Here is a 23,511-nt window from a genome sequence, read left to right on the forward strand (position 1 = left end):
TTCGAAGCAAAGCGAGTTACGGATAGCCCTGCAAGGCTTGTCCAAGCGTTAGGAACAGGGTGACGACACGATTGGCAACAAGCAACTGCAAGCAGCCCTACCTCCATCTCTAAGTAACGATTGCGCTCTTCTAGTTGCTTGATTTTGAGCTGTAATTCTTCTTCTGGGGTAAGGTTCGGTTTACTGTTTAACCCTTTACCTCTGCGATCTAGGAGTCCTTGACTACCGTCCTTCTCAAACTTTCTCACCCAGGAATAAACTTGTTGGTAGGAAATACCATATTTCTCAATCGCTGCCTGATAGTCCTTATCATGAGCAATAGTGAAGTTGACAATCTCCACACGTTCTTCAAAAGTGGTTTTTCGTCCTTGGTTCATACGACTTAATCCTTTACTAGTAGCTTTGATTTCTTTACCACTAGTATACCGCTTTATCCACTTTTCGAGAACACTTCCAGACGATATGTGATAAGTTTCAATGATTGTCTCCAAACTTCCTCGTCCAGATAGATAATCTTGTACGGCTTGTTCTTTGATTTCTTTTGAGTACCTCGTCCAAGTTTGACTTTCTTTTAGTCCTTCTATACCTAGCTGTTGGTATTTACGAACCCAAGTTCTAAGGGCTGTATCACTGACGCCATATTCCCTTATTAAGCTTGAAATGGATTTCCCTTTTTCTAAATACAAGTTAACAATCTCTAGTTTTTCCTCTACTGATTTTGGACTTCTTTTTGACATACGAAAACTCCCCTTTTAGTTTCTAGTGAATTTTTGTTTTTTCACTGTCCACTATAAGGGGAGTATATCACCGAAGGGCTGCTTCATCAATTTTTTCGTAAGTGTCCGTACACTTACTGTGCTTGCTACAAAAGAATGATTTGTAGATTAAGCGTTAAGCGAGTTTTAAATTTGTAATTTATTATACCAAATGAGATAAGCAATGTCATCACATATTAGTAGAGAAGCTGGCAGGCTGAATGAATAAGTGTTTTGAGTACCGTATTGGTAAGATTAGAATTTAATTTATTCAAATCCGAAGTACCTATAATGATGATTGTATAAGCTTCTGAGAACAGAAAAAAATCATCAATAGATTTGGTGGTTGCCAGCTTATTCATCATAAATTTAGCATTTTCTTCTATTTTTTCATTTCGATTATCAAGAAGTGCATATTTTTCTTGTAGTATATTATAGTCATCTTGAGTAAGGCATCTGTAAATATTGTTGTATGAAATTGTATCAAATAAAAATTGTTCAAAAGCTGACATTGGAATTCCATTTGGATATTCTTTAGATAATGATAAGAATTGTTCTATTGTTTCATCTTTTCTTTTCTTTATAAGCCAAATAATAAATTCATCTTTACTTTTGAAAAAATTATAGAAAGTTCCTGTACCTATTCCTACAGAGGAAGCAATATCAACAATCTTTAATTTTTTATATCCGAATTTTTTTAGAAGAATATATCCTTGCTTATAGAATTTTCTTATTAAAGTAGCTCTTTCTTCTTTTGTAAAGTTAGCAGGCATTGTTTCATCTCCTATCGAAAAATTATACTTATATTTTAGCAAGTATGAAAGATAAAGTCAATGAATCTAAAAACAATTATATTCATTGACTTTTCTAAAAGTGGGTGCTATAATTACCTCAATGAATAAAAAATGCAAAATATTCACTGAGAAAGGGGTGAAAACGTGATAGAGTTTAAGGATTTTTCTTTCACCTATAAGGGAGAAATAAATCCGACTTTGAAGCATATAAATTTAAAAATACAAACAGGCGAATGTGTAGTTTTTACAGGACTTAGTGGTTGTGGGAAAACTACATTATTAAGGATTATAAATGGACTTTGCCCCAGTGTATTTCAAGGAACAGCTACAGGCAGTTTTAAGACAGATTTCTATGGTTATGAAAATAGTTTTGTCGGACTTAATTCAAAGTATGTTGGTAGTATTTTGCAAAATCCTAAAAACGGATTTTTATTTTCTAATGCTGATGATGAATGTAAATACTCTTCAAAATGTATCGGAAAAAGCAAGGCAGAAATAGACGATAAATTCACTTTACTAAAAGATAGATATTCTGAATTGCTATTACACGAAAATATTTTGAATTTATCAAGTGGAGAGTCTCAAACACTCAGTGTTTTAAGTTCCTATATTAAAGCTCCTAAAATAATTGTTATGGATGAACCTACTGCAAATTTAGATATTAATGAAATAGATGAATTAAAAAGTCATATCAATGAACTTAAAAAGAATAATGTAACAATAATTATTGCGGAACACAGGGTTGGTTATCTGAAAGATGTATGTGATAAGGTTTATGTAATGCAAGATGGAACGTTAATAAATGGCAATGGATTTGAAGTTAGAAGTGAAAATATAGCTTTCTCAAACAATCAAGCACATTTTGGTAAAAAAACAAATGATACATTGGAAATTTTAAATCTTAATTATAGCATCAAGGATAAAGATATTCTGAATAATATATCTTTATCAATTAAATCCAATAAGGTAACAGCAATTATAGGGAGGAATGGTTCAGGTAAAAGTACATTAGGTAAGTTAATCGCAGGATTGATTGATAATAAAAAAGCTGTTTTTGCCTTTGATAATAACATTTTTTCAAGAAAAGAGAGAATAAGTAATTCATATTTTTGTATGCAAGATAGTTATCATCAGATGGTTACAGCTTCAGTAAAAGATGAAATTTTTCTTCAAAATAAAAAATTAAGTGATTTAGAAATTCATAATCTTCTTAGAATGTTGGATATGGTTGGCTTAGAAAATCGTCATCCGTCTAAGCTTTCCGGAGGTCAGGTTTTAAGGTTGGCAGTCCTTTTGGCATATATAAGCAATAATAAAATTGTAATCTTGGATGAGCCTACCAGCGGGTTAGACTTTAACAGAATGAATTGTATTTGTGAATTAATAAAGAAGATGAAAGAAGAAGGAAAAATTGTTGTTTTAATTTCGCATGATTTAGAACTTTTATCAAAGGTCGCTGATGAATATATTCTTTTGGAAGGTGGAAAAGTAACCGCACACAGAAGGCTTATTAATCAAAATGATTTTAGTGAAATGATAGATAAGCTTAAATCCGTAAGAAGTGTAAAAAATAAAAATTCTATAGAAAAAACAGAATATTCAAAAGTTAATCCCATTATAAATTTGATTGTTTTTTTTACAGTTGCCAATGCGATATTCTTTTATCCGTCAAATCAAAGCTCAATATATTTAATGGGGATAGTAGTTATAGTATTTTTATTTAATAAAAATTATATGCTTTCAATAAAAATGGCAGGTATCTATTTCGTAATAAGTAAGCTAAAGACATTTTGTCCATTATATTATCAGGCTTTTATTGAGATTTTTATTGTAAGAGGTATGTTATGTGCTTACACCTTAAGAAATTTAACAGCAAGCACAAAGCTTTTAACAATTATAGAAGCCTTAGAAAAAATAAAGTTGACAGATTACATCCTTATACCGATTATCTCGTTCATAAGATTGTTTCCATCAATGAAGAATGATCTTTCCATAGCTTACATGAGTCTTAAAACCAGAAAGCTTATTAAAAATAAAAATCCCGTAGCAATTTGGAGATTTATCATTGTACCAGTTGTTTTTAGTTTAATAAGAAGTGCAGAAAATTTATCTTTAGGGATTGAAACAAAAGGAATGGTGATAGGTAAAGAAAGAACGTTATTGACAGAGGTCAATTTCAAAATTACCGATTATATGTTATCTGCAGTGTATATATTGATTTATACATTTTTAATTACAGGAGGAATAAAATGGATAATAAATTAAGAATTAAAGATTTAGTATTAGTAGCAGCGTTTTCAGTGTTGGGAATTGCATTTATGTATTTGATACCAATGCCTTTCTTATTTACACCGTATACAATTTTAATTTCACCGATTGTACAAAGCTTATTTTTAGCATTACCATTTATATTGACAGGGGCTAAAGTTCAAAAGAAATGCGCAATATTGATTTATTGTTTAATGGGGATTGGGTGGAATTATGCCTTATTACATTGGAATGATGGCTATCGCGGGAATTATTGCAGAATTTATATTAGCTAAAACCAAAAATAGATTTAAAGGTTTGAGCTTATCATTTGTTGTAGCGATGCTTTCCCATTATATAGGTGGCACTATAATTCCTTATATAATTACGAAAGAGCAGCAATTAGAAATGATTAAGCAAATGTATGGACAAGACTATGCAATGAAAATGCAAGAACTTAAGACAATGCCGATGATGGCTATAATTGCAATAGCTATTGTAGTTGTTGCATTTATAGGAACTTATATTTCCAAAAATTTCTGCAAAAAACATTTTTAGATATTAGGAGGATATTTTGGTGATTGAACTAAAACATATAACAAAGAGATATAAAAAATTTCTTGCTCTTATAGATTTTTCATATGATTTTGAAAACGGAAATGTCTACGGGATATTAGGAGTTAATGGTGCCGGTAAAAGCACACTGATTAATTGCATTACTCAAAATCTATCCTTTGAAGGAGAGCTTAATTATGCAGATTTAAGTATTTGGGATATTGGCTATGTTCCTCAAGAACTTGCCATATATCCTGAGCTTTCAGTAATGGATAATATGTTGTTTTTTGCTTCAATATACAAAATTGATAAAAAAGAAGCAAAAGACAGGAGCATTACATTGATTGAAAAAGTGGGACTTAAGGAAAAAATATCAACTAAAGCAAGTGATTTATCCGGTGGAATGAAAAGAAAATTAAATCTGATAACTGGACTTGTGCATAATCCTAAACTTCTAATATGTGATGAGGTTTGTGTAGGAATTGATCCGATTTCCAGAAAGGAAATATTAGAATATCTCAAAGAATTGAAAAAGAATGGATTAAATATCATCTATACTTCTCATTATTTGGATGAGGTTGAATATCTTTGTGACAGAATATTATTTTTAGATAAAGGAAAGCTTGTTTTGGAAGGGGAAACGGAGAAACTTATCAAGGAAATTTCAGATGAAGAGGATAGAAAGGCAGATTTATCAGATGTTTTTGTAAAAGTTTTGCGTAAGGATGGTGAATGATATGCTTAAAAAAGAAATAAAAGGGATTATCAAAAATCCGGTATATATTATCATTATGTTCTTACCATTATTTCTTACTTTTATTATGAGTGAGGGTACAAAGAATTATTTATCACAGCATTTTCAAAATTCAACAGCAGTAAATACTGCAAAAGAAGTTATCTTGTATAATGGAATGTTATTGAATTCAAAGTCGCAGTTTGCAGTTAGTGAACTTAATTTTATGCTTATGATGTGTGCGATTTTAGCAGGACTTAGCATTTTTGAAGAAAGAAAACTGCATGTATGGGATAGGGTTGTGAGTAAAGGTAATTTTATTTTAATAAAATTTTTTACACATTATGCTTTTTCACTTATCATGATTTTATTTAATGTAATTGGATATTGGATATTATTTGATATTAGTTTTCCAATAAAGTCTATATGTATCTTTTTAAGTATTCCAATTGTTAGTATTAGTTTTGGATTGTTTGTAGGGATTTTAGTTTATAACAGAGCAATGTTGTCAAATACTGTCTTAATGATTGTTATGCTAATGGGGTATTTGGGAGGAGCCTTGAGTTTAACTTCTGTGTTGTCAAATACAAAGTTCATGAATGTACTTATGTACATATCTCCTTTAACAATGGCAAATAAATTGATATTTAAAGACTTAATTCATATAAATTGGGGAAATGATTTGTTTATATGGATTTCAACCATTCTAGTATTTACATTACTGTTTATTTTCTTAATGGTAAGGAGGTTGAAAAATGGGGCAAGCATTTAAGTTCACATTTAAAATTCTAAAGAACACTAAAGGCTTCATTTCTTCTATGGTGATTATGCCTGTCATAATGATTTTACTTGTTAGTATGACTCTTGCATATTCCGATATTCCTGTTGTTGGATATATCGGAGAAAAAGCACCTAATATTGCAAGTGTTAAAATGATGAAGCTTGAAGCAGATGAAAAGGATTATTTTCTCGGACTGTCACAAGGAACTCTAGTGCTAAAGACAGACAAAGAAGGAAATGTCCTGCAATATTACAGCAGTATTTCTAATAATCCGTTAATACCTATGATTGAAAATGGCAATTCCACAAATGGAGCCTTTAACGAAAGACCGAAACTTAGTTATTCCGTAGGTATTATATTGTTTAAACTATTGACGGCTGCTGGTTTGCTTGCCACAGTTTTGATTAGTGAAAAAGGAAATGGAATTATTTTAAGAGTTAAAAATTCTAAAACAAAACTTAGTTCATATATACTAGGCAAAAGTTTAGCAATCATATTTGTATATGAGATTGCGAATTTTCTGATACTTTTGTTTTACAAATACGCCGGGTTTGATTTAGGAAAATCAAATATTCTTCAACTAGGTATATTGTTTACTTTTACGCTATTTATTTCAACAGGGTTATATATTTTCTTATCGGCAATTATGAAGAATGAAGGATATATCTGGACAATTTCAACAGGAATTATATTTCCGTTAGGATTATTTTCCGGGATTTTGTTTCCGGTTGAATATATGGCGAATTGGATGAAGCTTGTTGGTCATATATCACCTCTTTATTATCTTCAAAAATCTGTTATTAGTGGGAAATTTGATACAGTACCAATTTTATTAATGTGTATATTTTCCGCAATGTTTGGAATGTATGGAATAAGGTTACTAAGTAAACAGAGATGAAATACTTGTTGTGAAATGACTAAAATTTTACTAATAATTAAAAAATCAGGAGGGGAAAATATGTAGCAAAGCAATGGAGGGATAAATAATGGGAACACTAAATTCTGTTATTCATATAAGATACATTTATCCTTTTTTATGCTTGGAATTGCTTACACACAGCAATAATACTTTACCAGAAACAACAAAATAGAAAATTATATAAAACATTAGTTTTTAAGCCGAGAGGACATTTTACGCCAAAGTGTAGAAGTCCTCCTTTTTTATTCTCAAAAAGCAAAACAGAGAACTTAAAAATGAGGAACACACCATGGATAAGAAAGAATACTACCTTTATGTAAAAGGCAAAGCGGTACCTGTAAGTGAAGAAGTCTATAAAGCCTACTGGAAAATAACAGAGCATGAAAAGTATCTCCAAAGAAAAGATTGGAAGCATAATGTAATTCCATTTTCAGCACTGGATCATGATGGACACTTTGTAGAAACAATAACAGATGAAAGAATAGACTTGGAAAAAATTGTAGAAGTCAAAATGCAGATTGAAGAACTGCATAAGGCATTAGCCACACTAACAAAAGAAGAAAGAGAGTTAATGGAAGCCATATTCTACAGAGAAGAAAGTCTAAGGTCAATCAGCAGAAAAGAGAAAGTTACACATCAAGCAATCAGCGGGAGGAGGGATAGAATTTTAGAAAAACTGAGAAAAATTTTAGAAGATAAAATCTAAAAAATGATGAAAGGTTAAGTGTCAAAAAAGGTACTTACGATTTTAATACATTGTTTGGAAAGGGATCTTCAAATTCTAATGTTCAACTAAGAACAAAAAAATTATTTTATGTATGTATAACGAGAGCAAAAAAGAATTTAATAATATATATGCCTACTAATGATTCTGACATATTGGGGAAAGCAAAAGATTTTTTTGGAGAAGAAAATGTTATAGATATTTCTTCGATTGAATAGAGGATATGGTTATCTCTCTATCTCCTTACCCATATAAATTCCATACTCTTTCTGCAAGGCGTTCTTTTAATCTCCCTTCAGTATAATCTTCTCTGATTGTTTTGGCTCTGGTAAATCTCGCCTTATCTTTTGGCTTAAAAGCAATGTGTTTGCCATACTTGATTTCATAGCCGAGATCCGCCATTTTCTTTAGAAATTCTTCCCAATCCTTAGATTGTTTTATTAGACGATCAATGTCAAATTGAAGCCTGCTTTTCCAAGAAGTACCTTTTTTAGATTGTTCATTTTCATACCATGATTTACCATTTGTTTTGTACTTTCTCTTGTAGCACTCGTAGAACTCATCAATCACAGATAGGTTATTTTCTTTGCATAATTTATCGCTCTGATAACGGATTTGGTGATAGCTTTTCTTGTTAGACTGATAGCACCTACCCGTTACCAAATTTACATTGTTGAAGATGATGTGATTGTGGATATGCCCTTTATCTATGTGGGTAGATAAGACAAATTCGTACTCGTCGTTGAGTATCTTTTTACACAGCTCCATACCGATTCGGTGTGCCATTTCAGGCGTAGTTTCTCCCGGTAAAAAGGACTGAATGAGATGTCTTGCAATAACAGTTCCTTTTGTTCCAGCATCATTTCGTGTCCTTAAAAACTGAGTGTGAGCAGTTGATTCGTGGCATTTATGAGTGCTTACTAAAAGTTGCTCGTCTGTTTTATCTCCATTTACAATGTAGTCGATAGCAAGATTAAGAGTCGATTTTATTGGGTGTATTTTTGTAATAGCCATAAAAACTAATCACCTCCTGAAGTCCTGTTAAGCAGTAGTGAATGTATTTGCCATAGTTCTTTTGAAAAATGTTCAATCTCTTTTTTCATATCATTTATATCATCCTTGTAGATTACGCCGGTAGAATTTACACGCTTTGCAATCTGATTGATGTTGTTTGTAGCATTGGAAAGCAAGCCTTGTAAATCTCTAAACGGCTCTAAATCCACTTGATAAATTTCTTTTTCTAAAACACATTTGCGAATAAAATGACTCATGTTTCTTCACTTATCAAGTTTTCTTTTCTCCTCCAAAAGAGCCTTTTCTTCTTCGGTTAATTTAATTTCAAGTCTTTTGTTTCGTATTCTATTTGCCATAGGTAAATCCTCCTTTAGGTGTATTTCGGGGTCTTAGGGTTCTCCCTAACAAGCTAAAAATTGATAAAAAAAGAAGCAGATCCCAGAGGGCTGCTTCATCAATTTTTCGTAAGTGTCCGTACACTTACTGTGCTTGCTACAAAAGATAAGTATTAAGCGTCTATTTGATTTATTTCTTGATTATATCAAAATAGAGAAATAAAGTCAGCGTGATTTATAAACTATTTATAAAAACTTATTTTTATTAAGATGAGAAATAAGATATTAAAAGTTTAGAGAATAATTAAAATTAAGCTAAAGATAAGCGTTGGAGGCAAAGTAGAATTTTTCTGCCTTATTTTATGATAATAATTATCAAAAAGACTTGTTAGACGAGGCTAACTGGTATATAATATAAATTACCGACGATTACGTCGGTAAGGAGGTAGGAAAAATGTGTGCCGCTAAAAGATTGAGCGAAATGGAAAGAAAAAAAGAAATTATGAATTCAGCGACTAAGGTTATCCTAGAAAAAGGCTTTGAAAAGACAACTATGGAAGACATTATTGCTGGTACAAGTTTATCTAAAGGGGGAGTTTACCACTATTATGGAAGTGTCATTGAAATTTTTAAAGATATTATGATTTTTGGTAATGAGTATAGAAGTGAAATTATCAAAGAACATATTGGAATAAAAAAACAAATTGCTAGTGTAGAGTTTATAGCAAAAGAATTGGTGGATAAAGTGATTGATGAAAATCCTTATATGCCGCTTTACATTGAGTTTTTAATTGCAAAAAAAAGAAAGCCTGAACTTAATGAAATTTTTGTTGAGTTGCAAGAGCAAGCAAAAGAAAGTTTAAAGAAAATTTTTGGAGATACTCCAAATTGGTTAACTAATTGCGATACATTTCAATTTATAACAGATTTTGTTAATGCAATGATTCTTGGCTCTGATGTTCTTGAAGCTAGAGAAAATTTCAAAAAAAATAGAAAAATTTTAGAAAAAATGTTTATTTGCATATTAGAAAATGGAGAGGGATATAATAAGGTTTTATAAAATAATTGATATTTCTAAGTCCAGTTAAGATGCTCATTATTAGCTATGATATGACCAATAGAATTTTTTTATAGTCAATGGTTAGTGATTGCTAACTGAAAGGAGAAAGGTTAATGAAGAAAAAACATAATAATGAATTGCTTGATTCTACTCCGGGAATCAAGCAGTCTAAGGGAAATGAAAATTTAGTAAAAGAAATAGAAAGTCTAAATCTTGATGTTCCTAGTGAGATTATGCAACGAATTGAAAGTGATGTTGAACAAAGTGAAAAACAACCCAAAATAAGTATAGGTGAATTAAATAAAGCGCTTATGAGTGTAGCTCCGGAGTATAAGAATAGGATGCGACTTTCTGTTATTTTTGCTTGTATTGGAGAGCTTTTTAGTTTTTCTACTTATTTCTTCAGTGCGTATGCGGCAGGGTGGTTAATAAAAAATTCAGGAGATAATCCTGTAGATTTTGATGCACTTCTTAAATATGCTCTTTTGGCAGTAGGTTCATTGCTACTTTATTTTATATTTACAGGATTTAGTACAACCATTTCACATAAAATATCATTTTCTATACTTGCAAAACTTAGACAGACTTTATTTGAAAAATTGAAGGTAATTCCAATGGGTTACTTGGTCGACAATCCTGTTGGCAAAATTAAGGTGATTATCATGGATAGAGTAGCGGATATGGAAGATTGGGTAGCGCATATTATGCCAGAGTTACCTAGCAAACTTTTACATCCGATACTTTGTATAATAATTTTATTTTTATTAGATTGGCGTATAGGATTATCAATATTTGTGCCATTGCCAATTGCTTTTATCGGAATGGCTACTATGATGTACAAGTATCGTAGCAGGATGGCTGTGTGGTTATCAAGTTATGCTAATGTTGCGGACAGAAGTGCTGAATATGTTCGTGGGATTCCTGTAATCAAAGCTTTTGCACAAGATAAAGTTTCTTATGGAAAATTTGCAGACGCAGTAAAATTCTATCATTTCTCTACTATGAAGTGGTGGAAACAAAGTTGGTTTGGCAAAGCGCTGATGACTGCGGCAATGATGACACCGCAGATAGTTAGTATGCCTTTAGCTTTTTATTTATATGGGAACGGACAAATAGGTATAGAAACTCTGATTTTATCACTTATATTGCCTATTAGTATTCTTCCACAGACTTTTGCAATCATGATGAGCTTTGAACTCTTCCAAATGGCTTCCAATACTTGGATATCCATACAAGAACTCATTGATATGCCTGTTCAAAAACGTCCTGATTCAAAAAATAAAGTTAATATAGACAAGAATAAGGGAATTACGTTTGATAATGTAAGTTTTTCTTATCATGATGGAACTGAGGTATTGCATAACATTTCTTTTGAAACAAAACCTGGAGAAGTAACTGCACTTGTAGGACCTTCAGGAGGAGGAAAATCCACCATTGCAAAGCTTTTAGCAGGTTTTTGGGATCAGTCATCGGGGACAATTTCTATTGGCGGTGTGGATACAAATAAAATCTCATTTAAACAGCTTGCAGAAGAAATTTCTTTTGTATCACAAGATAATTTTTTATTCGACGTGAGTATTAGGGATAATATAAGGCTTGGCAAACCTCAAGCGAGTGAGGATGAAATTATTGCGGCGGCAAGAGCTGCGCATTGTCATAATTTTATTATGGAACTTCCCGAAGGGTATGACACTAAAGCAGGGGAAGCAGGTGGAGCGATGTCAGGTGGTGAGAGGCAACGAATAACTCTTGCCAGAGCAATTTTGAAGCCTGCATCAACAATTGTCTTAGATGAGGCAACAGCATATGCCGATCCAGAAAATGAAGCGCTAATTCAAGAAGCGTTATCTCATCTTGTAAAGGGAAAAAATCTTGTTATGGTTGCTCATAGATTAAATACAATTAAGCAGGTGCATCAAATAATCTTAATTGACAAAGGTAAAATTATAGCTAAGGGTAAACACGATGAACTTATGAAAGAACCACTCTATGCAAGCCTTTGGAAACAATATTTAGGAAAGGAGTAGAATATGCAGTTTATAAAATTATCATTTAAATTAGCCGGACAGTATAAAAATCGACTTAAAGCGGGAATGTTACTTATTTTTCTTCAAAACGCTTCCGTATTGTTTGGATTTTTCGCTCTATTCCTTGCATTCGGTTGGATGAAAGAAATTACTGTCGGACATATTTGGACTATTTTTGGAGTATTGTTTGCATCTTTTCTTTTCAATTTTCTTACAGGTTGGGCGAAAAGTGGACTCAGTGACGGTGTTTTCTTCGGAATTTTCAAAGATTACAGACTTGAAGTCGGAGAAAAACTTAAAAAAGCACCTATGGGATATTTTGCAGAACAAAGTTTATCAAGAATTATGGCAGCATTTACAAATGTTATGAAGAGTCTTGAAAACTACTCTGCAATGAGCATAGACTTTGCTGTTTCCGGAATTTCAATATCATTTTTCTTATTGATTGGAATGTTCGGTGTAAATATTAAAATCGGAATTTTAACTTTGATTTGCTTAATTTTTATTTGGCTTTGCGTATTACTTATGACTAATCAAGCAAAAAAAGAAATTGCACGTGAACATACTGCCATTACCAAGTTGGGAGATGCTTTAGTCGACAGTATCAGCGGTATTCCTGTGCTTCGAAGTTTTCCGCTTGTGAACGAGAGCGTTGAGGAGGAAATACATTCTAAATTGAAAAATGCTTCTGAGGAGCTTAGACTTACTCAAGTACATTTTGAGATGATTTTTGTTGTTTATGCAAGAATTTTTTCTACTGTTATCAATCTTTCGAGCCTCTTGGTTACACTATTTTCTTGTTATCTTTATACGAAAGGAGAGGTTTTATTACCGCAAGCACTCACTGTTTCGGCTGCCGGTTTTATGATTTTCGGAGGCTTAAAACAACTTGAGAACGCAGCTATTCTGATGGTTAAAAATCCCGCCAATATGCAGTATTTGGAGGAAGTTTTAGATATTCCTGAAATAAGTGACGGGACTTTAGAAGTTATGAAAAACAATGATATTGTATTTGACAAGGTGAACTTTGCTTATGATAAGAGAAATCCTGTCTTAAAAGACCTTTCATTTACGATTCCTCAAGGTTCGAGGACAGCTATTGTAGGCCCTTCCGGTTCAGGAAAAACTACAATTATCAATTTAATATCTCGTTTTTATGATGTTGACAGTGGTGAAATAAGATTGGGAAATAAGGATATACGAGATTATAAAGCAGAAAATTTACTGAAAAATCTTTCCCTTGTTTTCCAAGATGTTTATCTTTTCCGAGATACCATAGAAAACAATATTCGATTTGCAAATCCTGATGCAAGTCATGAAGAAGTAGTAGAAGCTGCTAAAAAGGCTCGTTGTCATAAATTTATTATGGAACTTCCCGACGGTTATAATACTATGGTAGGCGAAGGGGGAAGTTCTCTTTCCGGCGGAGAAAAACAGAGAGTTTCTATTGCGAGAGCGTTACTGAAAAATGCACCGATTATTCTTTTAGATGAGGCGACAAGCTCTGTTGATCCTGAAAATGAATATGAGATTTTGGCTGCTATTGAAGAATTATCGAAAGGGCATACTGTTATCTCTATAGCACACAGGCTTTCTACAGTGAAAAAAGCTGATCAAATCTTAGTAATTGATGGAGGTACATTGGTGCAAGCAGGAAATCACAGTGACTTGATTTGCAAGGAAGGAATTTACTCATCGTTTATACAGGCACGAGAACGTGCAGCCAATTGGACATTATAGAAATTAGAAAAATTTATTAGGAGGAAGAAAATGAGAGAAAATAAACTAAAGATCAAAGATTTAGTAACCATTGGTGTATTTGCAGTTATCTATTTTGTAGTAATGTTCGGTGTGGGAATGATAGGAATGGTACCTATTTTATTCTTAGTATATCCAACTCTTCTTGGTATTGTGACAGGTACAATTATTATGTTATTTATGGCAAAGGTTCAAAAATCTTGGGGCTTATTTATATTAGGGATACTATCCCCATTATTGATGTTTGCTATGGGGCATACCTATGTAATAGCAGTTCATGCTATTGTCGTTATGTTTATTGCTGAAATGATAAGAAAAGCGGGCGGATATAATTCTTTTAAATACAATGTGTTTGCCTTTGCAATTTTTAATACATGGATTTGTGGCTCACTTATGCAAATGCTATGGGCAAAAGAAAAATATGTTGAATTATCAATGATGATGGGCAAAGAATATGTGAATGCTTTAGAAAAGTTAATCACTTATCCACATATGGCAATAGTTTATGTTGGTGCTCTTGTTGGTGGAATAATTGGAGCATATATTGGAAAGGCACTTCTTAAGAAACACTTTAACAAAGCGGGTATCGTTTAATGTGGTCTGTGGAGAAAAATAGCCTAAACCCAAATCCCATAACGAAGTTTTTCGTTGTGGGATTGTTGGGATTGACTGTTGTACATTCAATACATCCTGTTTTGGAGTGGTTGGTTATATTGGTAATTTCTATCATGTATTTGATGAATGGATTAAAAAAAGAAGCGTTAAAAAATGTCATTATATTCGGAGTTTTATTTCTTGCTCCTAATTTTAAAATATTAGCTCAATTACCATTTTTTATAAAAATGTTTTTTTCTTTAATTTTTGTGCTGCGTATGTTTTATATTCCATATGCTGCAGGGAATTTTTTAATTAAAACATCAGATGTTGGAAGTATTATTTCATCTATGGATGTTTTAAAAATACCGAGTGCTATATCCATACCTGTTGCAGTTATGTTTCGCTTTTTTCCGTCTTTTGTTGAAGAAAAGAATCATATAAAAATGGCAATGAAAATAAGAGGGATAGAGACAAAAAATCCTTTGAAATACTTAGAGTATGTAGCTGTACCTCTTTTAATTATTTCGTCAAATATTGCAGATGATATATCAAAGGCGGCAGAAACAAAATGTATTGCCAACCCTATAAAAAAGACAAGATATATTAGAGTAGGAGTTGGTGTAATTGATTTTATTTATGCTATGACGATGACAATAATAGTTATAGGAGGGTGGTTATGCTTGAAATAAAAAATCTTTCGTTATCCTATGAGGGAAACAAAAAGGTGTTAGATGACATTTCTCTAATCGCCAATGAAGGAGAATGTATTTTAATTACTGGTGAAAGTGGTAGTGGTAAATCTTCTATTATAAATTCAATCAATGGATTAGCTTTTGCCTTTGAAAATGCTAGTATTGAAGGAAACATTAAGGTAAATAATAAAGAAATAAAAGATTTAGAACTATATGAAATATCTTTAATTATAGCGAGTGTTTTTCAGAATCCAAAAACTCATTTTTTCAATGTAAATACAACACTTGAGCTACTATTTTATTTAGAAAATATTGGAGTATCACCAGAAGAAATGGATGTTCGTATGAAAGAAATGTTAAAAATTTTTCCTATAGAACATTTACTTGGAAGAAATATTTTTGAATTATCTGGAGGTGAAAAGCAAATTTTATGTGTTGCTTCTTGCTATATTTCAGGGTGTAAAATTATAGTTCTTGATGAACCATCCTCAAATTTAGATGATAAGCATATTGATGTTCTTACAAAAATGTTGGAGATATTAAAAGAAAAAAAGGCAACACTTATTCTATCAGAGCATAGAATTTATTATTTAATGGAATTGATAGACCGTGTGTATTTGATTCAACAGGGGAAAATAAAGCGAATTTTTAGTAAGAAAGAATTTTTATCTTTGCCAAGTGAATATTTGATTAAGTGTGGACTTCGTTCAAGGGAAAAAATACCCTTAACTAAAAGTCAAAGACCTAGCGGCAAGGATTTCACAATTCAAACAATGAATATTGATTTTGAAGATAAATGCCAGCTTAGGCTTGATAGCGTATCTTTCAATTTGGGAAAGATTTACGGTATTGTTGGAAGAAATGGGTGTGGCAAATCAACTTTTTTACGTGAAATAACAGGGTTAAATAAAAAAGATAAAAGTGAAATTACTTTTGAATGTCAAAAATTAAGTGAAAAAGAAAGAATAAAAAACTCCAGTTTAGTTATGCAAGATGTTAATCATCAGCTTTTTACAGAATCTGTAGAGGAAGAATTACAACTAGGGGTTAAGGATTTAAGTAAAGAAAAAATAAACAGAATTCTTTTAGGTTTAGGACTCAATGAGTTAAAGTCTAGACATCCTATGAGTTTATCAGGTGGACAAAAACAAAGAGTGGCAATTGCTTCTGTTATTTGCAAAAATTCTTCCTTCGTGTACTTCGATGAGCCAACGAGTGGAATGGATTATAACAATATGATAAAAATTGCAAATCTGATTAAAGAAATGAGTAATGAAAAAAACATCATATTCATAGTATCTCATGACACTGAATTTTTAAATGAGGTGGCGGATGCAATACTTAATTTAGAAGAATTTGAAGCAATAGATAATGCTAATAAGCGTGATAATATAAATAAGTAATAATCATTAGAGAGGGAGGGTGCTTATGAAACAAGATATGAAAGAACAATTATTAACCAAAAGACCAATAGATTTACTCTTTCAGCTATCAATTCCCGCTGTTATTGGAATGATAGTAATCGTTTTATATCCTTTGATGGACGGAATATTTGCTGGGAAAATAATAGGGCAGACAGCAATGACTGCTTGCGGTGTTGCTATGCCACTTACATTCTTTAACAGTGGAGTTTCAACTTTGCTTGGGGTAGGTTCTGCATCTGTTCTATCCCGAGCTATTGGAAAAGGTGATCAAAAACAATAGATAAAATTATGGGTAATTTAGTGTTTTGGGTGATTTTATTTTCAACAATTATTACAGTCGGAGGGATATTACTTGCACCACATTTTTTATCTATGGTAGGTGCGAATGGAAAACAAAGAAGGAAATAAAAGACCAGATTGCCAGTGCATTGGTAGAATTATTGGATGAAAAGCCTTTTTCAAAAATTACCGTTGGAGATATCTGCTTTAAATCACATCTATCGAGAAATACCTTTTATAGGACTTTTTATGATAAGTTTGATGTTTTTGCATATTTTTTTTCTAAAAATGACATTAATATAAGATAAAAAGAAAATTTAGAAAGAGAGGTGGTTGCTTAAGTGTTATATAACTTAAGCTAAATATATGAGAAAAATTTATAATATATCAATAATTTATACATTTGTAATGGCAGTAGGGATGTTAGTTTGTAAACATTTATATAATGTATCTTATGGAGATGAAAAAAATATTGCAATATTATTTCCATTTTTGATGTTGCTGTTACCATTTTCTGTTATAACTTTTAATAAGTATAAGAAAGAAATAAAAAATCCATCTCCTAAATATAAACTATTCATGATTTTATTCTTACCAGTTATATTTATTTCTATATTTACGATAATACAAAAGGCATAATTTTCTTATTCATTTTTTATAACATTAATAGGAGCTTTATTAGTAGGGATAAATGAAGAACTTGTATATAGAGGGATAGTTTTTACTAATGCTGTAGAAGAAAAAGGTCTTATAAAAGGGATATTTATATCTGCAATTATTTTTTCTTTGTTGCATGCAGTTAATATTTTGGCGGGATTAACTCCATTGGATGTTGTTATGCAATTAGTAACTACATTTATCTCAGGATTGTTTTTTGCTGTTAGTTACAGATATACAAAAAATATATGGCTTTTAGTAATTTTCCATGGATTATGGGACTATATTTTATTTAGTGGAATAGGAAAAGCATATTCTGCTGTTAATATTATGATGGGAGTCCTTTTTGTAGTAGAATTAATTATAACATTTGTGTTAGTAAGAAAATATAAGAAAGAACTTAATAATATATAAAGGAGTTTGTTATGAGAAGTGGTCACATAATATACAAGGTAAATAATTTAGAGTTAGCGGTAAAAGAATGGAGAAATAAGGGATTTGAGGTTGAGTATGGGAGAAACAAAAATCCTATCAACGCTTTAATCTATTTTAGTGAAGGACCTTACATTGAGTTATTACAAAACACAGGAATGCCTAAAATAGTAAAATTATTAAGCAAATTATTTGGCAAAAACAAAAAAATGGAAAGATTTAATTATTGGGATACTTGTGAAGAAGGCTTGTGCGGATTTTGTATAGAAAAAGATTTTGGAAGTTTAGACGAAGAGGTTGAATTTCTAAAAAAGAACGGGATTAAAGGAGTTTTATTTAATAATCTCAAAAGAATAGATACAAAAAATAGGGTTTTACAGTACAAATGTTTTTTCCCAGAGGGGATAGATTTTCCATTTTTAATGAGCTATTTTAGCATTGATCCGAAGCCTATAGATTTTGTGCATCCAAATGGGATAAGAAAAATAAAGAAAATTGTTTTTAAAATTGATGAAAACAATGCAAATATATTAAAGCAGTTGATGAACGATGATGTTCTTGAAATAATAGTTGATGATAAGGAAAAAGGAATAAATAATATTGAGTATGAAAAAATAAATTAATCATTATGAATATTAGGTAAATCACACATAGTTATGTGGTAAGGGTTTAAAAAATATTATAATATCAGATAAAAAGAAGTCTAATGGATACTAAATCCAAAAGACTTCTTTTTATTTTTGATTATATATGGTAAATCTAAATTTATAATTATGTGAAGAAGAACAAAAGCGTTATGAAATTCAGAGGAAAAACTATATTAAGTCAAAGGATAAACATAGAATTCACATTTACTTTATGTTACATATAACATCTTAAATAAAAACAAATTGGAGGTAAAAAGATGAAATATGGATACATAAGAGTATCGACAAGGGAACAAAATATAGACAGGCAATTAACTGCTATTTTGAAAGAGGGAATTGAGATGAATCAAATATACATTGATAAGGCAAGCGGAAAAGACTTTAATCGTAAAAAATATAAAAAGCTCATCAGAAAACTCAAAACAGGGGATGAATTATATATAAAATCCATAGATAGACTTGGAAGAAATTATGATGAAATTATTAAAGAATGGAATCTTATCACTAAAGAAAAAAATGCTGAAATTATTGTACTGGATTTTCCACTACTTGATACAAGAACAAAAACTTGTGATTTAACAGGAAAATTTATAGCCGATATAGTCTTACAGATTTTATCATATGTAGCACAGATAGAAAGAGAGAACACCCATCAAAGACAGATGGAAGGAATAAAAGAAGCAAAGAAAAAAGGTGTCAAGTTTGGAAGACCTAAAAGAGAATTACCAGATAAATTTCACGAAATTGCAACAATTTGGAGAGAAGGAGAAATTTCTCTTAGAGAGGGAGCGAAGATGCTTAAAATAAGTCACTCGACATTTTCAAGAAAATTAAAAGAAAACGGATTTATAAAATCAACTAAACAGTAAAAAAGATACCTGTAAGCGGGGCAAAAGGTAGACTTTTTGGTCCAACTAAAAAGCTAAAAATAGTTTTCTTAAAAAGTTAAGATTTCAAGTACACAAAAACACGTAGTAAGTATATCATATACGGACCAAAAAGTCTAAATTTCAGACCATATAGACCATATTTGACAATACAAAAAAGGAGGAACGACAATGAAAAAAGTGGTTAGTATGATTTTGGCACTTGTTATGATTTTTAATATATTTATCACAAATGCCAATAGTGGTTTGGTGTATGCCAACAATAACGATTCTGTTCAGAAATTAAACAGCGAGGAGGTGACAACAGAACAAAAAGAACTTGGTGAAGAGCCTAAAGATACAATAGAAGAAAAAGCTAATTTACTTACAGAAGAAAGCAAAGATAATCTTTTACAGGATACAAATCAAGAAAAAATAGGCGATAAAAAAGAACAGTCTTTAGAAGAAAGTAAAAGAATACAGTCTTTTAAAGAAGAAAGTGGACTTAGTATAAAAGTTGATGCACCAAAAGGAGCTTTCCTGTCAGGAACAACTGCTTCTATTACGCCAATATCAAGAGATAAAAACAAAATTTCTTATGACATTACATTTCGAGATGCAAACAAAAGAGAAGTACAGCCTGAAAATGGGAAAAGTGTTGAAGTATCTTTTACAGTGGACAAGACATCAAGCTTAATATTAAATAAAGGATTTGTAAGTTTGAAACTTTACCATATCGTGGATGGAGTCTCAAGAGAAATTGATTCTAAAGTAACATTAGGAGAACGTGTAACATTAAGTGCAAAGGTAAATCATTTTTCCGAGTTTCAAGTAGTGGCTGAAGAAAATATAGACTTAAGCCTTGTAAAAAATGCGGTAGAATCGGTAAAAGTAGGGGAAAATAAAAAAGTAGATGTAGATATTACAAAATTTGAAATACAACATGTAAATCAAACGACAGCACAAAATATATATTGGACAGATACATTCTTGCTTATGATGAATTGGGATGCAAGTAAAAATGGCACTAATCTTCATGAAGGAGACTATTTTGATGTAAAACTCCCAGATGAAATGAAATTTCCATCAGATACTACAGCAAGAGATTTTGAACTAAAAAATTCTGAAGGAATAGTTGTGGCTAACGCCCATGTTACTCCGGGACCTGATGATACAGGGGGAACAATCCGTGTTACTTTTACAAAAACAGTAGAAAATAAATACAATGTAAAGGGAACGATGTATTTAGCTGCTAAGTTTAATAAAGATAAAATTACATTGAATCAAAGTAATACCTTTACAATAACTGTTGGTTCTCAAGTACTAACTGATAATGTAAATATATCTGGACCTAGCGAATTACAGAATGACTATTTAGGTAAGTGGGGAGGAAAATTAAACGGAAATCCTAAAGAGGTTGTATGGCATGTTAGAATAAATCACGCAGGAGATGAGTTATCCACTGTAGTAATCAAGGATGATTTTAGCAAGACAGGAGAAAAACTCGTCGATAAAAGTTTCGTACTTAAGAAGGTTGAATTCACTAAATATGGAGATATACTCAAAGTAATAGAAGATAACATAGATTTAACATCTAAATTACAAGTATCTCCGGATAAAAACAGCTTTACCTTAACATTAGGAGATCTTGGAAAAGATGATAGATACTATTTAGGCTATCGTACAACATATACTCCGGGAACCACATTAAAAAATGAACTTGATTTAATTTCTGTTCAACAGCAAAAACACATAGTTGCAAGCTACCGTTCTGCCGAGTCAGGAGGAACAGGAGATGGAGATTTAGCAAGTAAGATTAAGTTAATAAAGGTAGATGAAGAAAACACAAAGACAAAACTTGCCAATGCAGTATTTGAAGTTACTAAACCAAATGGAGAAAAATTTGAGCTTAAAACAGGTGAAAATGGTGAAGTGATTTCAGGAATTCTTGAACAAGGAGAATACAAGGTTAAAGAAAAGATTGCACCAATAGGATACGAGTTAAATGAAGAGGAGTATACCCTAAAAGTAACACCAACAGGAGGTGCAATTCAGACTATAACTAATAAACCTATTAAGAGAGATGTAGCAGTAAAAAAATTATGGGGTGGAATCCAACTTGAATCATGCACTGTAAAACTATATGCAGATGATAAAGAAATAGATTCTATTGTCTTAAATAAAGACAAGGAATGGAAACACACTTTTACAAACTTAAGAAAATTTAATTCTGAAGGAAAAGAAATCAAGTATTCTGTGAAAGAAGAAGTGCCTAAAGGATATAAGGCTGAATATCATGGAGATATGGAAAAAGGTTTTTCAATTATAAATACTCCAGATGTTACAGATATTACTGCAACAAAAAAATGGGAAGGCGGACCAAGCGAGAAACCTACTGTCTGGTTTAAATTATATAGAAATATTGAAGGAGAGGAAGCAAAACCCGTAGAGGGATTATTTGAACAACCTTTACACAATGGAGATACAAGCGTAACATGGAGAGGATTACCAAAGACGAATGATGAGGGAAAAGAGTATATCTATAGTGTTAAAGAAGGGGAGTTAAAAGACGGAGTCTTTACAGAAAAAGCTCCTAAAAACTATATAAAAACAGAAAATGGTTTGACTGTAACAAATAAATACTGTTCTCCAAAAATTGATATAACAGGAAAGAAAATTTGGGAAAATGAAGGAGAAAAACCTACAATTAAACTCCAATTATTTAAAAATGGACAAGCAGAAGGAAATCCTGTTGAACTAAAAGATGGCAAAACTGAGCATACATGGAAGAATTTACCTAAAACAGACAAAGACGGAAAAGACTATGAATACACTGTAAAAGAAGTCGATGAAGTAAATGGGCATATAAAAATAGGAAATACTTGGTATAAAGTAACCTATGAAGGAAACACACAAACAGGCTTTACAATAAAGAATAAAAAGCTACCACCGTTAACCCCAACGACGACCGAGTCAACAACTACAGCGTCAACGACAAGTCGTCCGACCACAACAGAGACTCCGACCACAAGTTCAACGACAAGTCGTCCAACCACAACAGAGTCAACTACCACAAGTTCAACGACAAGTCGTCCAACCACGACAGAGTCCATGACCACAACGTCAGCGACAAGTAGCCCAACGACAAGTCGTCCGACCACAACAGAGTCAACTACCACAAGCTCAACGACAAGTAGCCCGACCACAACAGAGACTCCGACAACAAGTTCAACGACAAGTAGCCCGACCACAACAGAGTCCATGACTACGACTTCAATGACGAGTCATCCGACGACGATGGTTTCGACAGTAACATCAAGTACCGTATTGCCTCGAGTAACAACAACTGTTAGAAAACCAAATCTACCAAAAACAGGTTCATCTACCAATCCTTGGTTTGTTGTGGCAGGTATGTCAGTACTTGTTTTAACTGGTGGATTCTTATTTGTGTCACGTAAGGAAAAAAATTAAGACTTAAATGTTAAAATTCCTATCATAAATAATAGAAGGAGTTTGAGACAAAACTCTGAACAATAAAACAAAAAAACGAACAAAGACTATCTCTTATATGTTTATAGAATGTCTTTGTTCGTTTTTATATAGATTTTATTAGAAAATTAGCTTTATTGCTATAGATTTTCTAAACTAAAAATCTATTTGTCACAGCCTCTTTGTTGGGAAGTTTGATAGAGCAACGCATCCAATGCCAATAAAGAAATCCCGAATTGGTATAGAATGGCTCGCTGAATCATCATGATTTTTCTATCGGCCTAATTTAGAATAAGGGAAAACAGAAAAATGAATACTCTTTACTGTGAGAAGTTGCAATGATAAGGGGAAAGAATTGTAAGCAATATAATAAATGTCTGGTCTTAATAAATAGCGATAAAGTCTGGTAAAGACTGATATACTCCCCTTATAGTGGACAGTGAAAAAACAAAAATTCACTAGAAACTAAAAGGGGAGTTTTCGTATGTCAAAAAGAAGTCCAAAATCAGTAGAGGAAAAACTAGAGATTGTTAACTTGTATTTAGAAAAAGGGAAATCCATTTCAAGCTTAATAAGGGAATATGGCGTCAGTGATACCACCATTAGAACTTGGGTTCGTAAATACCAACAGCTAGGTNTAGNAGGACTAANAGAAAGTNNAANTTGGANNAGNTACTCAAAAGAANTCAAAGAACAAGCNGTACAAGATTATCTNNNNGGANNAGG

19 protein-coding genes and 4 pseudogenes (1 of these 23 only partly in view) are annotated in these 23,511 nt (G+C 31.9%); 19 read left to right on the forward strand and 4 right to left on the reverse strand.

What is annotated here, in order from left to right; all coding sequences use genetic code 11:
- Both A3I9_RS0104275 and A3I9_RS0104280 read right to left on the reverse strand, forming a co-directional pair.
- On the reverse strand, positions 1-737 hold a 737-nt coding region (locus tag A3I9_RS0104275), incomplete at its 3' end, for a helix-turn-helix domain-containing protein (protein WP_018377821.1).
- Between the two features lie 215 nt (positions 738-952).
- On the reverse strand, positions 953-1,528 hold the full coding sequence (locus tag A3I9_RS0104280; RefSeq protein ID WP_018377822.1) for a TetR/AcrR family transcriptional regulator: 576 nt from the start codon (positions 1,526-1,528) through the stop codon (positions 953-955).
- A 165-nt stretch (positions 1,529-1,693) separates the two neighbouring features.
- On the opposite strand from A3I9_RS0104280, the gene A3I9_RS0104285 reads away from it, so the two are divergent.
- The 7 genes from A3I9_RS0104285 to A3I9_RS0104315 all read left to right on the forward strand — a co-directional run bounded on the left by A3I9_RS0104285 (position 1,694) and on the right by A3I9_RS0104315 (position 7,490).
- Positions 1,694-3,814 (forward strand): ATP-binding cassette domain-containing protein, encoded by a 2,121-nt coding sequence (locus A3I9_RS0104285; protein WP_018377823.1) that lies wholly within the window; start codon positions 1,694-1,696, stop codon positions 3,812-3,814.
- Entirely contained in the window at positions 3,799-4,092 is a 294-nt protein-coding gene (locus A3I9_RS13805) for an MptD family putative ECF transporter S component (RefSeq protein ID WP_026217324.1), read from the forward strand. The genes A3I9_RS0104285 and A3I9_RS13805 overlap by 16 nt, the downstream gene beginning before the upstream one ends.
- Complete coding sequence (locus tag A3I9_RS0104295) at positions 4,031-4,354, forward strand: MptD family putative ECF transporter S component (RefSeq protein WP_083903931.1); 324 nt, start codon at positions 4,031-4,033, stop codon at positions 4,352-4,354. Before A3I9_RS13805 ends, A3I9_RS0104295 begins: the two co-directional genes overlap by 62 nt.
- 19 nt (positions 4,355-4,373) lie before the next feature.
- Complete coding sequence (locus A3I9_RS12435) at positions 4,374-5,087, forward strand: ABC transporter ATP-binding protein (protein WP_169333645.1); 714 nt, start codon at positions 4,374-4,376, stop codon at positions 5,085-5,087.
- Position 5,088: 1 nt separating this feature from the next.
- Complete coding sequence (locus A3I9_RS0104305; RefSeq protein WP_018377826.1) at positions 5,089-5,856, forward strand: hypothetical protein; 768 nt, start codon at positions 5,089-5,091, stop codon at positions 5,854-5,856.
- Complete coding sequence (locus A3I9_RS0104310) at positions 5,840-6,763, forward strand: ABC transporter permease (protein WP_018377827.1); 924 nt, start codon at positions 5,840-5,842, stop codon at positions 6,761-6,763. The genes A3I9_RS0104305 and A3I9_RS0104310 overlap by 17 nt, the downstream gene beginning before the upstream one ends.
- Positions 6,764-7,073: 310 nt before the next feature.
- Positions 7,074-7,490 (forward strand): sigma-70 RNA polymerase sigma factor region 4 domain-containing protein, encoded by a 417-nt coding sequence (locus tag A3I9_RS0104315; protein WP_018377828.1) that lies wholly within the window; start codon positions 7,074-7,076, stop codon positions 7,488-7,490.
- A 282-nt stretch (positions 7,491-7,772) separates the two neighbouring features.
- Here the strand turns inward: A3I9_RS0104315 and A3I9_RS12440 are convergent.
- Positions 7,773-8,522 (reverse strand): annotated as a pseudogene (locus A3I9_RS12440) (relaxase/mobilization nuclease domain-containing protein); the annotation flags it as partial.
- Positions 8,523-8,527: 5 nt separating this feature from the next.
- Positions 8,528-8,878 (reverse strand): annotated as a pseudogene (locus A3I9_RS0104330) (plasmid mobilization protein).
- A 433-nt stretch (positions 8,879-9,311) separates the two neighbouring features.
- On the opposite strand from A3I9_RS0104330, the gene A3I9_RS0104340 reads away from it, so the two are divergent.
- From A3I9_RS0104340 to A3I9_RS0104400, 12 genes and pseudogenes are all read left to right on the forward strand, one after another.
- Positions 9,312-9,917 carry a TetR/AcrR family transcriptional regulator gene (locus tag A3I9_RS0104340; protein ID WP_000332326.1) on the forward strand — a complete coding sequence of 202 codons (606 nt, stop codon included), beginning with the start codon at positions 9,312-9,314 and terminating at the stop codon, positions 9,915-9,917.
- Positions 9,918-10,030: 113 nt separating this feature from the next.
- Positions 10,031-11,944 carry an ABC transporter ATP-binding protein gene (locus tag A3I9_RS0104345; protein ID WP_018377832.1) on the forward strand — a complete coding sequence of 638 codons (1,914 nt, stop codon included), beginning with the start codon at positions 10,031-10,033 and terminating at the stop codon, positions 11,942-11,944.
- A 3-nt stretch (positions 11,945-11,947) separates the two neighbouring features.
- Positions 11,948-13,684, forward strand: coding sequence for an ABC transporter ATP-binding protein (locus A3I9_RS0104350; RefSeq protein ID WP_018377833.1), 1,737 nt, complete (start codon positions 11,948-11,950; stop codon positions 13,682-13,684).
- Between the two features lie 30 nt (positions 13,685-13,714).
- The gene (locus A3I9_RS0104355; protein WP_018377834.1) at positions 13,715-14,296 is read left to right on the forward strand and encodes an MptD family putative ECF transporter S component; all 582 of its coding nucleotides are present in this window, start codon (positions 13,715-13,717) and stop codon (positions 14,294-14,296) included.
- Positions 14,296-14,988 (forward strand): energy-coupling factor transporter transmembrane component T, encoded by a 693-nt coding sequence (locus A3I9_RS0104360; protein WP_018377835.1) that lies wholly within the window; start codon positions 14,296-14,298, stop codon positions 14,986-14,988. Before A3I9_RS0104355 ends, A3I9_RS0104360 begins: the two co-directional genes overlap by 1 nt.
- A complete protein-coding gene (locus tag A3I9_RS0104365) occupies positions 14,976-16,394 on the forward strand; it encodes an ABC transporter ATP-binding protein (RefSeq protein ID WP_018377836.1) in 1,419 nt (472 codons plus the stop codon). Before A3I9_RS0104360 ends, A3I9_RS0104365 begins: the two co-directional genes overlap by 13 nt.
- 25 nt (positions 16,395-16,419) lie before the next feature.
- Positions 16,420-16,808 (forward strand): annotated as a pseudogene (locus A3I9_RS0104370) (MATE family efflux transporter); the annotation flags it as partial.
- Between the two features lie 543 nt (positions 16,809-17,351).
- Positions 17,352-17,765 (forward strand): CPBP family intramembrane glutamic endopeptidase, encoded by a 414-nt coding sequence (locus A3I9_RS13175; RefSeq protein ID WP_083903933.1) that lies wholly within the window; start codon positions 17,352-17,354, stop codon positions 17,763-17,765.
- A gap of 11 nt (positions 17,766-17,776) precedes the next feature.
- A complete protein-coding gene (locus A3I9_RS0104385) occupies positions 17,777-18,406 on the forward strand; it encodes a VOC family protein (protein WP_018377840.1) in 630 nt (209 codons plus the stop codon).
- Between the two features lie 281 nt (positions 18,407-18,687).
- Positions 18,688-19,299 carry a recombinase family protein gene (locus A3I9_RS0104390; RefSeq protein WP_018377841.1) on the forward strand — a complete coding sequence of 204 codons (612 nt, stop codon included), beginning with the start codon at positions 18,688-18,690 and terminating at the stop codon, positions 19,297-19,299.
- 189 nt (positions 19,300-19,488) lie between these two features.
- Positions 19,489-22,767, forward strand: coding sequence for a Cna B-type domain-containing protein (locus A3I9_RS12975; protein ID WP_018377842.1), 3,279 nt, complete (start codon positions 19,489-19,491; stop codon positions 22,765-22,767).
- A 502-nt stretch (positions 22,768-23,269) separates the two neighbouring features.
- Positions 23,270-23,511: pseudogene (locus A3I9_RS0104400) on the forward strand (transposase) (its annotated part continues 643 nt past the right edge of the window); the annotation flags it as partial.

The organism is Streptococcus ovis DSM 16829 (assembly GCF_000380125.1).
Lineage (GTDB): Bacteria > Bacillota > Bacilli > Lactobacillales > Streptococcaceae > Streptococcus > Streptococcus ovis.

Excerpts from the sequence above, each read along its gene's own strand:
- A3I9_RS0104295 (WP_083903931.1), top strand. The coding sequence starts at position 4,031 with ATGCCTTATTACATTGGAATGATGGCTATCGCGGGAATTATTGCAGAA.
- A3I9_RS0104340 (WP_000332326.1), top strand. The coding sequence starts at position 9,312 with ATGTGTGCCGCTAAAAGATTGAGCGAAATGGAAAGAAAAAAAGAAATT.
- A3I9_RS12975 (WP_018377842.1), top strand. The coding sequence starts at position 19,489 with ATGAAAAAAGTGGTTAGTATGATTTTGGCACTTGTTATGATTTTTAAT.
- A3I9_RS13805 (WP_026217324.1), top strand. The coding sequence starts at position 3,799 with ATGGATAATAAATTAAGAATTAAAGATTTAGTATTAGTAGCAGCGTTT.
- A3I9_RS0104345 (WP_018377832.1), top strand. The coding sequence starts at position 10,031 with ATGAAGAAAAAACATAATAATGAATTGCTTGATTCTACTCCGGGAATC.
- A3I9_RS0104310 (WP_018377827.1), top strand. The coding sequence starts at position 5,840 with ATGGGGCAAGCATTTAAGTTCACATTTAAAATTCTAAAGAACACTAAA.
- A3I9_RS0104280 (WP_018377822.1), bottom strand. The coding sequence starts at position 1,528 with ATGCCTGCTAACTTTACAAAAGAAGAAAGAGCTACTTTAATAAGAAAA.
- A3I9_RS0104360 (WP_018377835.1), top strand. The coding sequence starts at position 14,296 with ATGTGGTCTGTGGAGAAAAATAGCCTAAACCCAAATCCCATAACGAAG.
- A3I9_RS0104305 (WP_018377826.1), top strand. The coding sequence starts at position 5,089 with ATGCTTAAAAAAGAAATAAAAGGGATTATCAAAAATCCGGTATATATT.
- A3I9_RS0104390 (WP_018377841.1), top strand. The coding sequence starts at position 18,688 with ATGAAATATGGATACATAAGAGTATCGACAAGGGAACAAAATATAGAC.
- A3I9_RS0104365 (WP_018377836.1), top strand. The coding sequence starts at position 14,976 with ATGCTTGAAATAAAAAATCTTTCGTTATCCTATGAGGGAAACAAAAAG.
- A3I9_RS0104355 (WP_018377834.1), top strand. The coding sequence starts at position 13,715 with ATGAGAGAAAATAAACTAAAGATCAAAGATTTAGTAACCATTGGTGTA.
- A3I9_RS0104385 (WP_018377840.1), top strand. The coding sequence starts at position 17,777 with ATGAGAAGTGGTCACATAATATACAAGGTAAATAATTTAGAGTTAGCG.
- A3I9_RS0104350 (WP_018377833.1), top strand. The coding sequence starts at position 11,948 with ATGCAGTTTATAAAATTATCATTTAAATTAGCCGGACAGTATAAAAAT.
- A3I9_RS0104315 (WP_018377828.1), top strand. The coding sequence starts at position 7,074 with ATGGATAAGAAAGAATACTACCTTTATGTAAAAGGCAAAGCGGTACCT.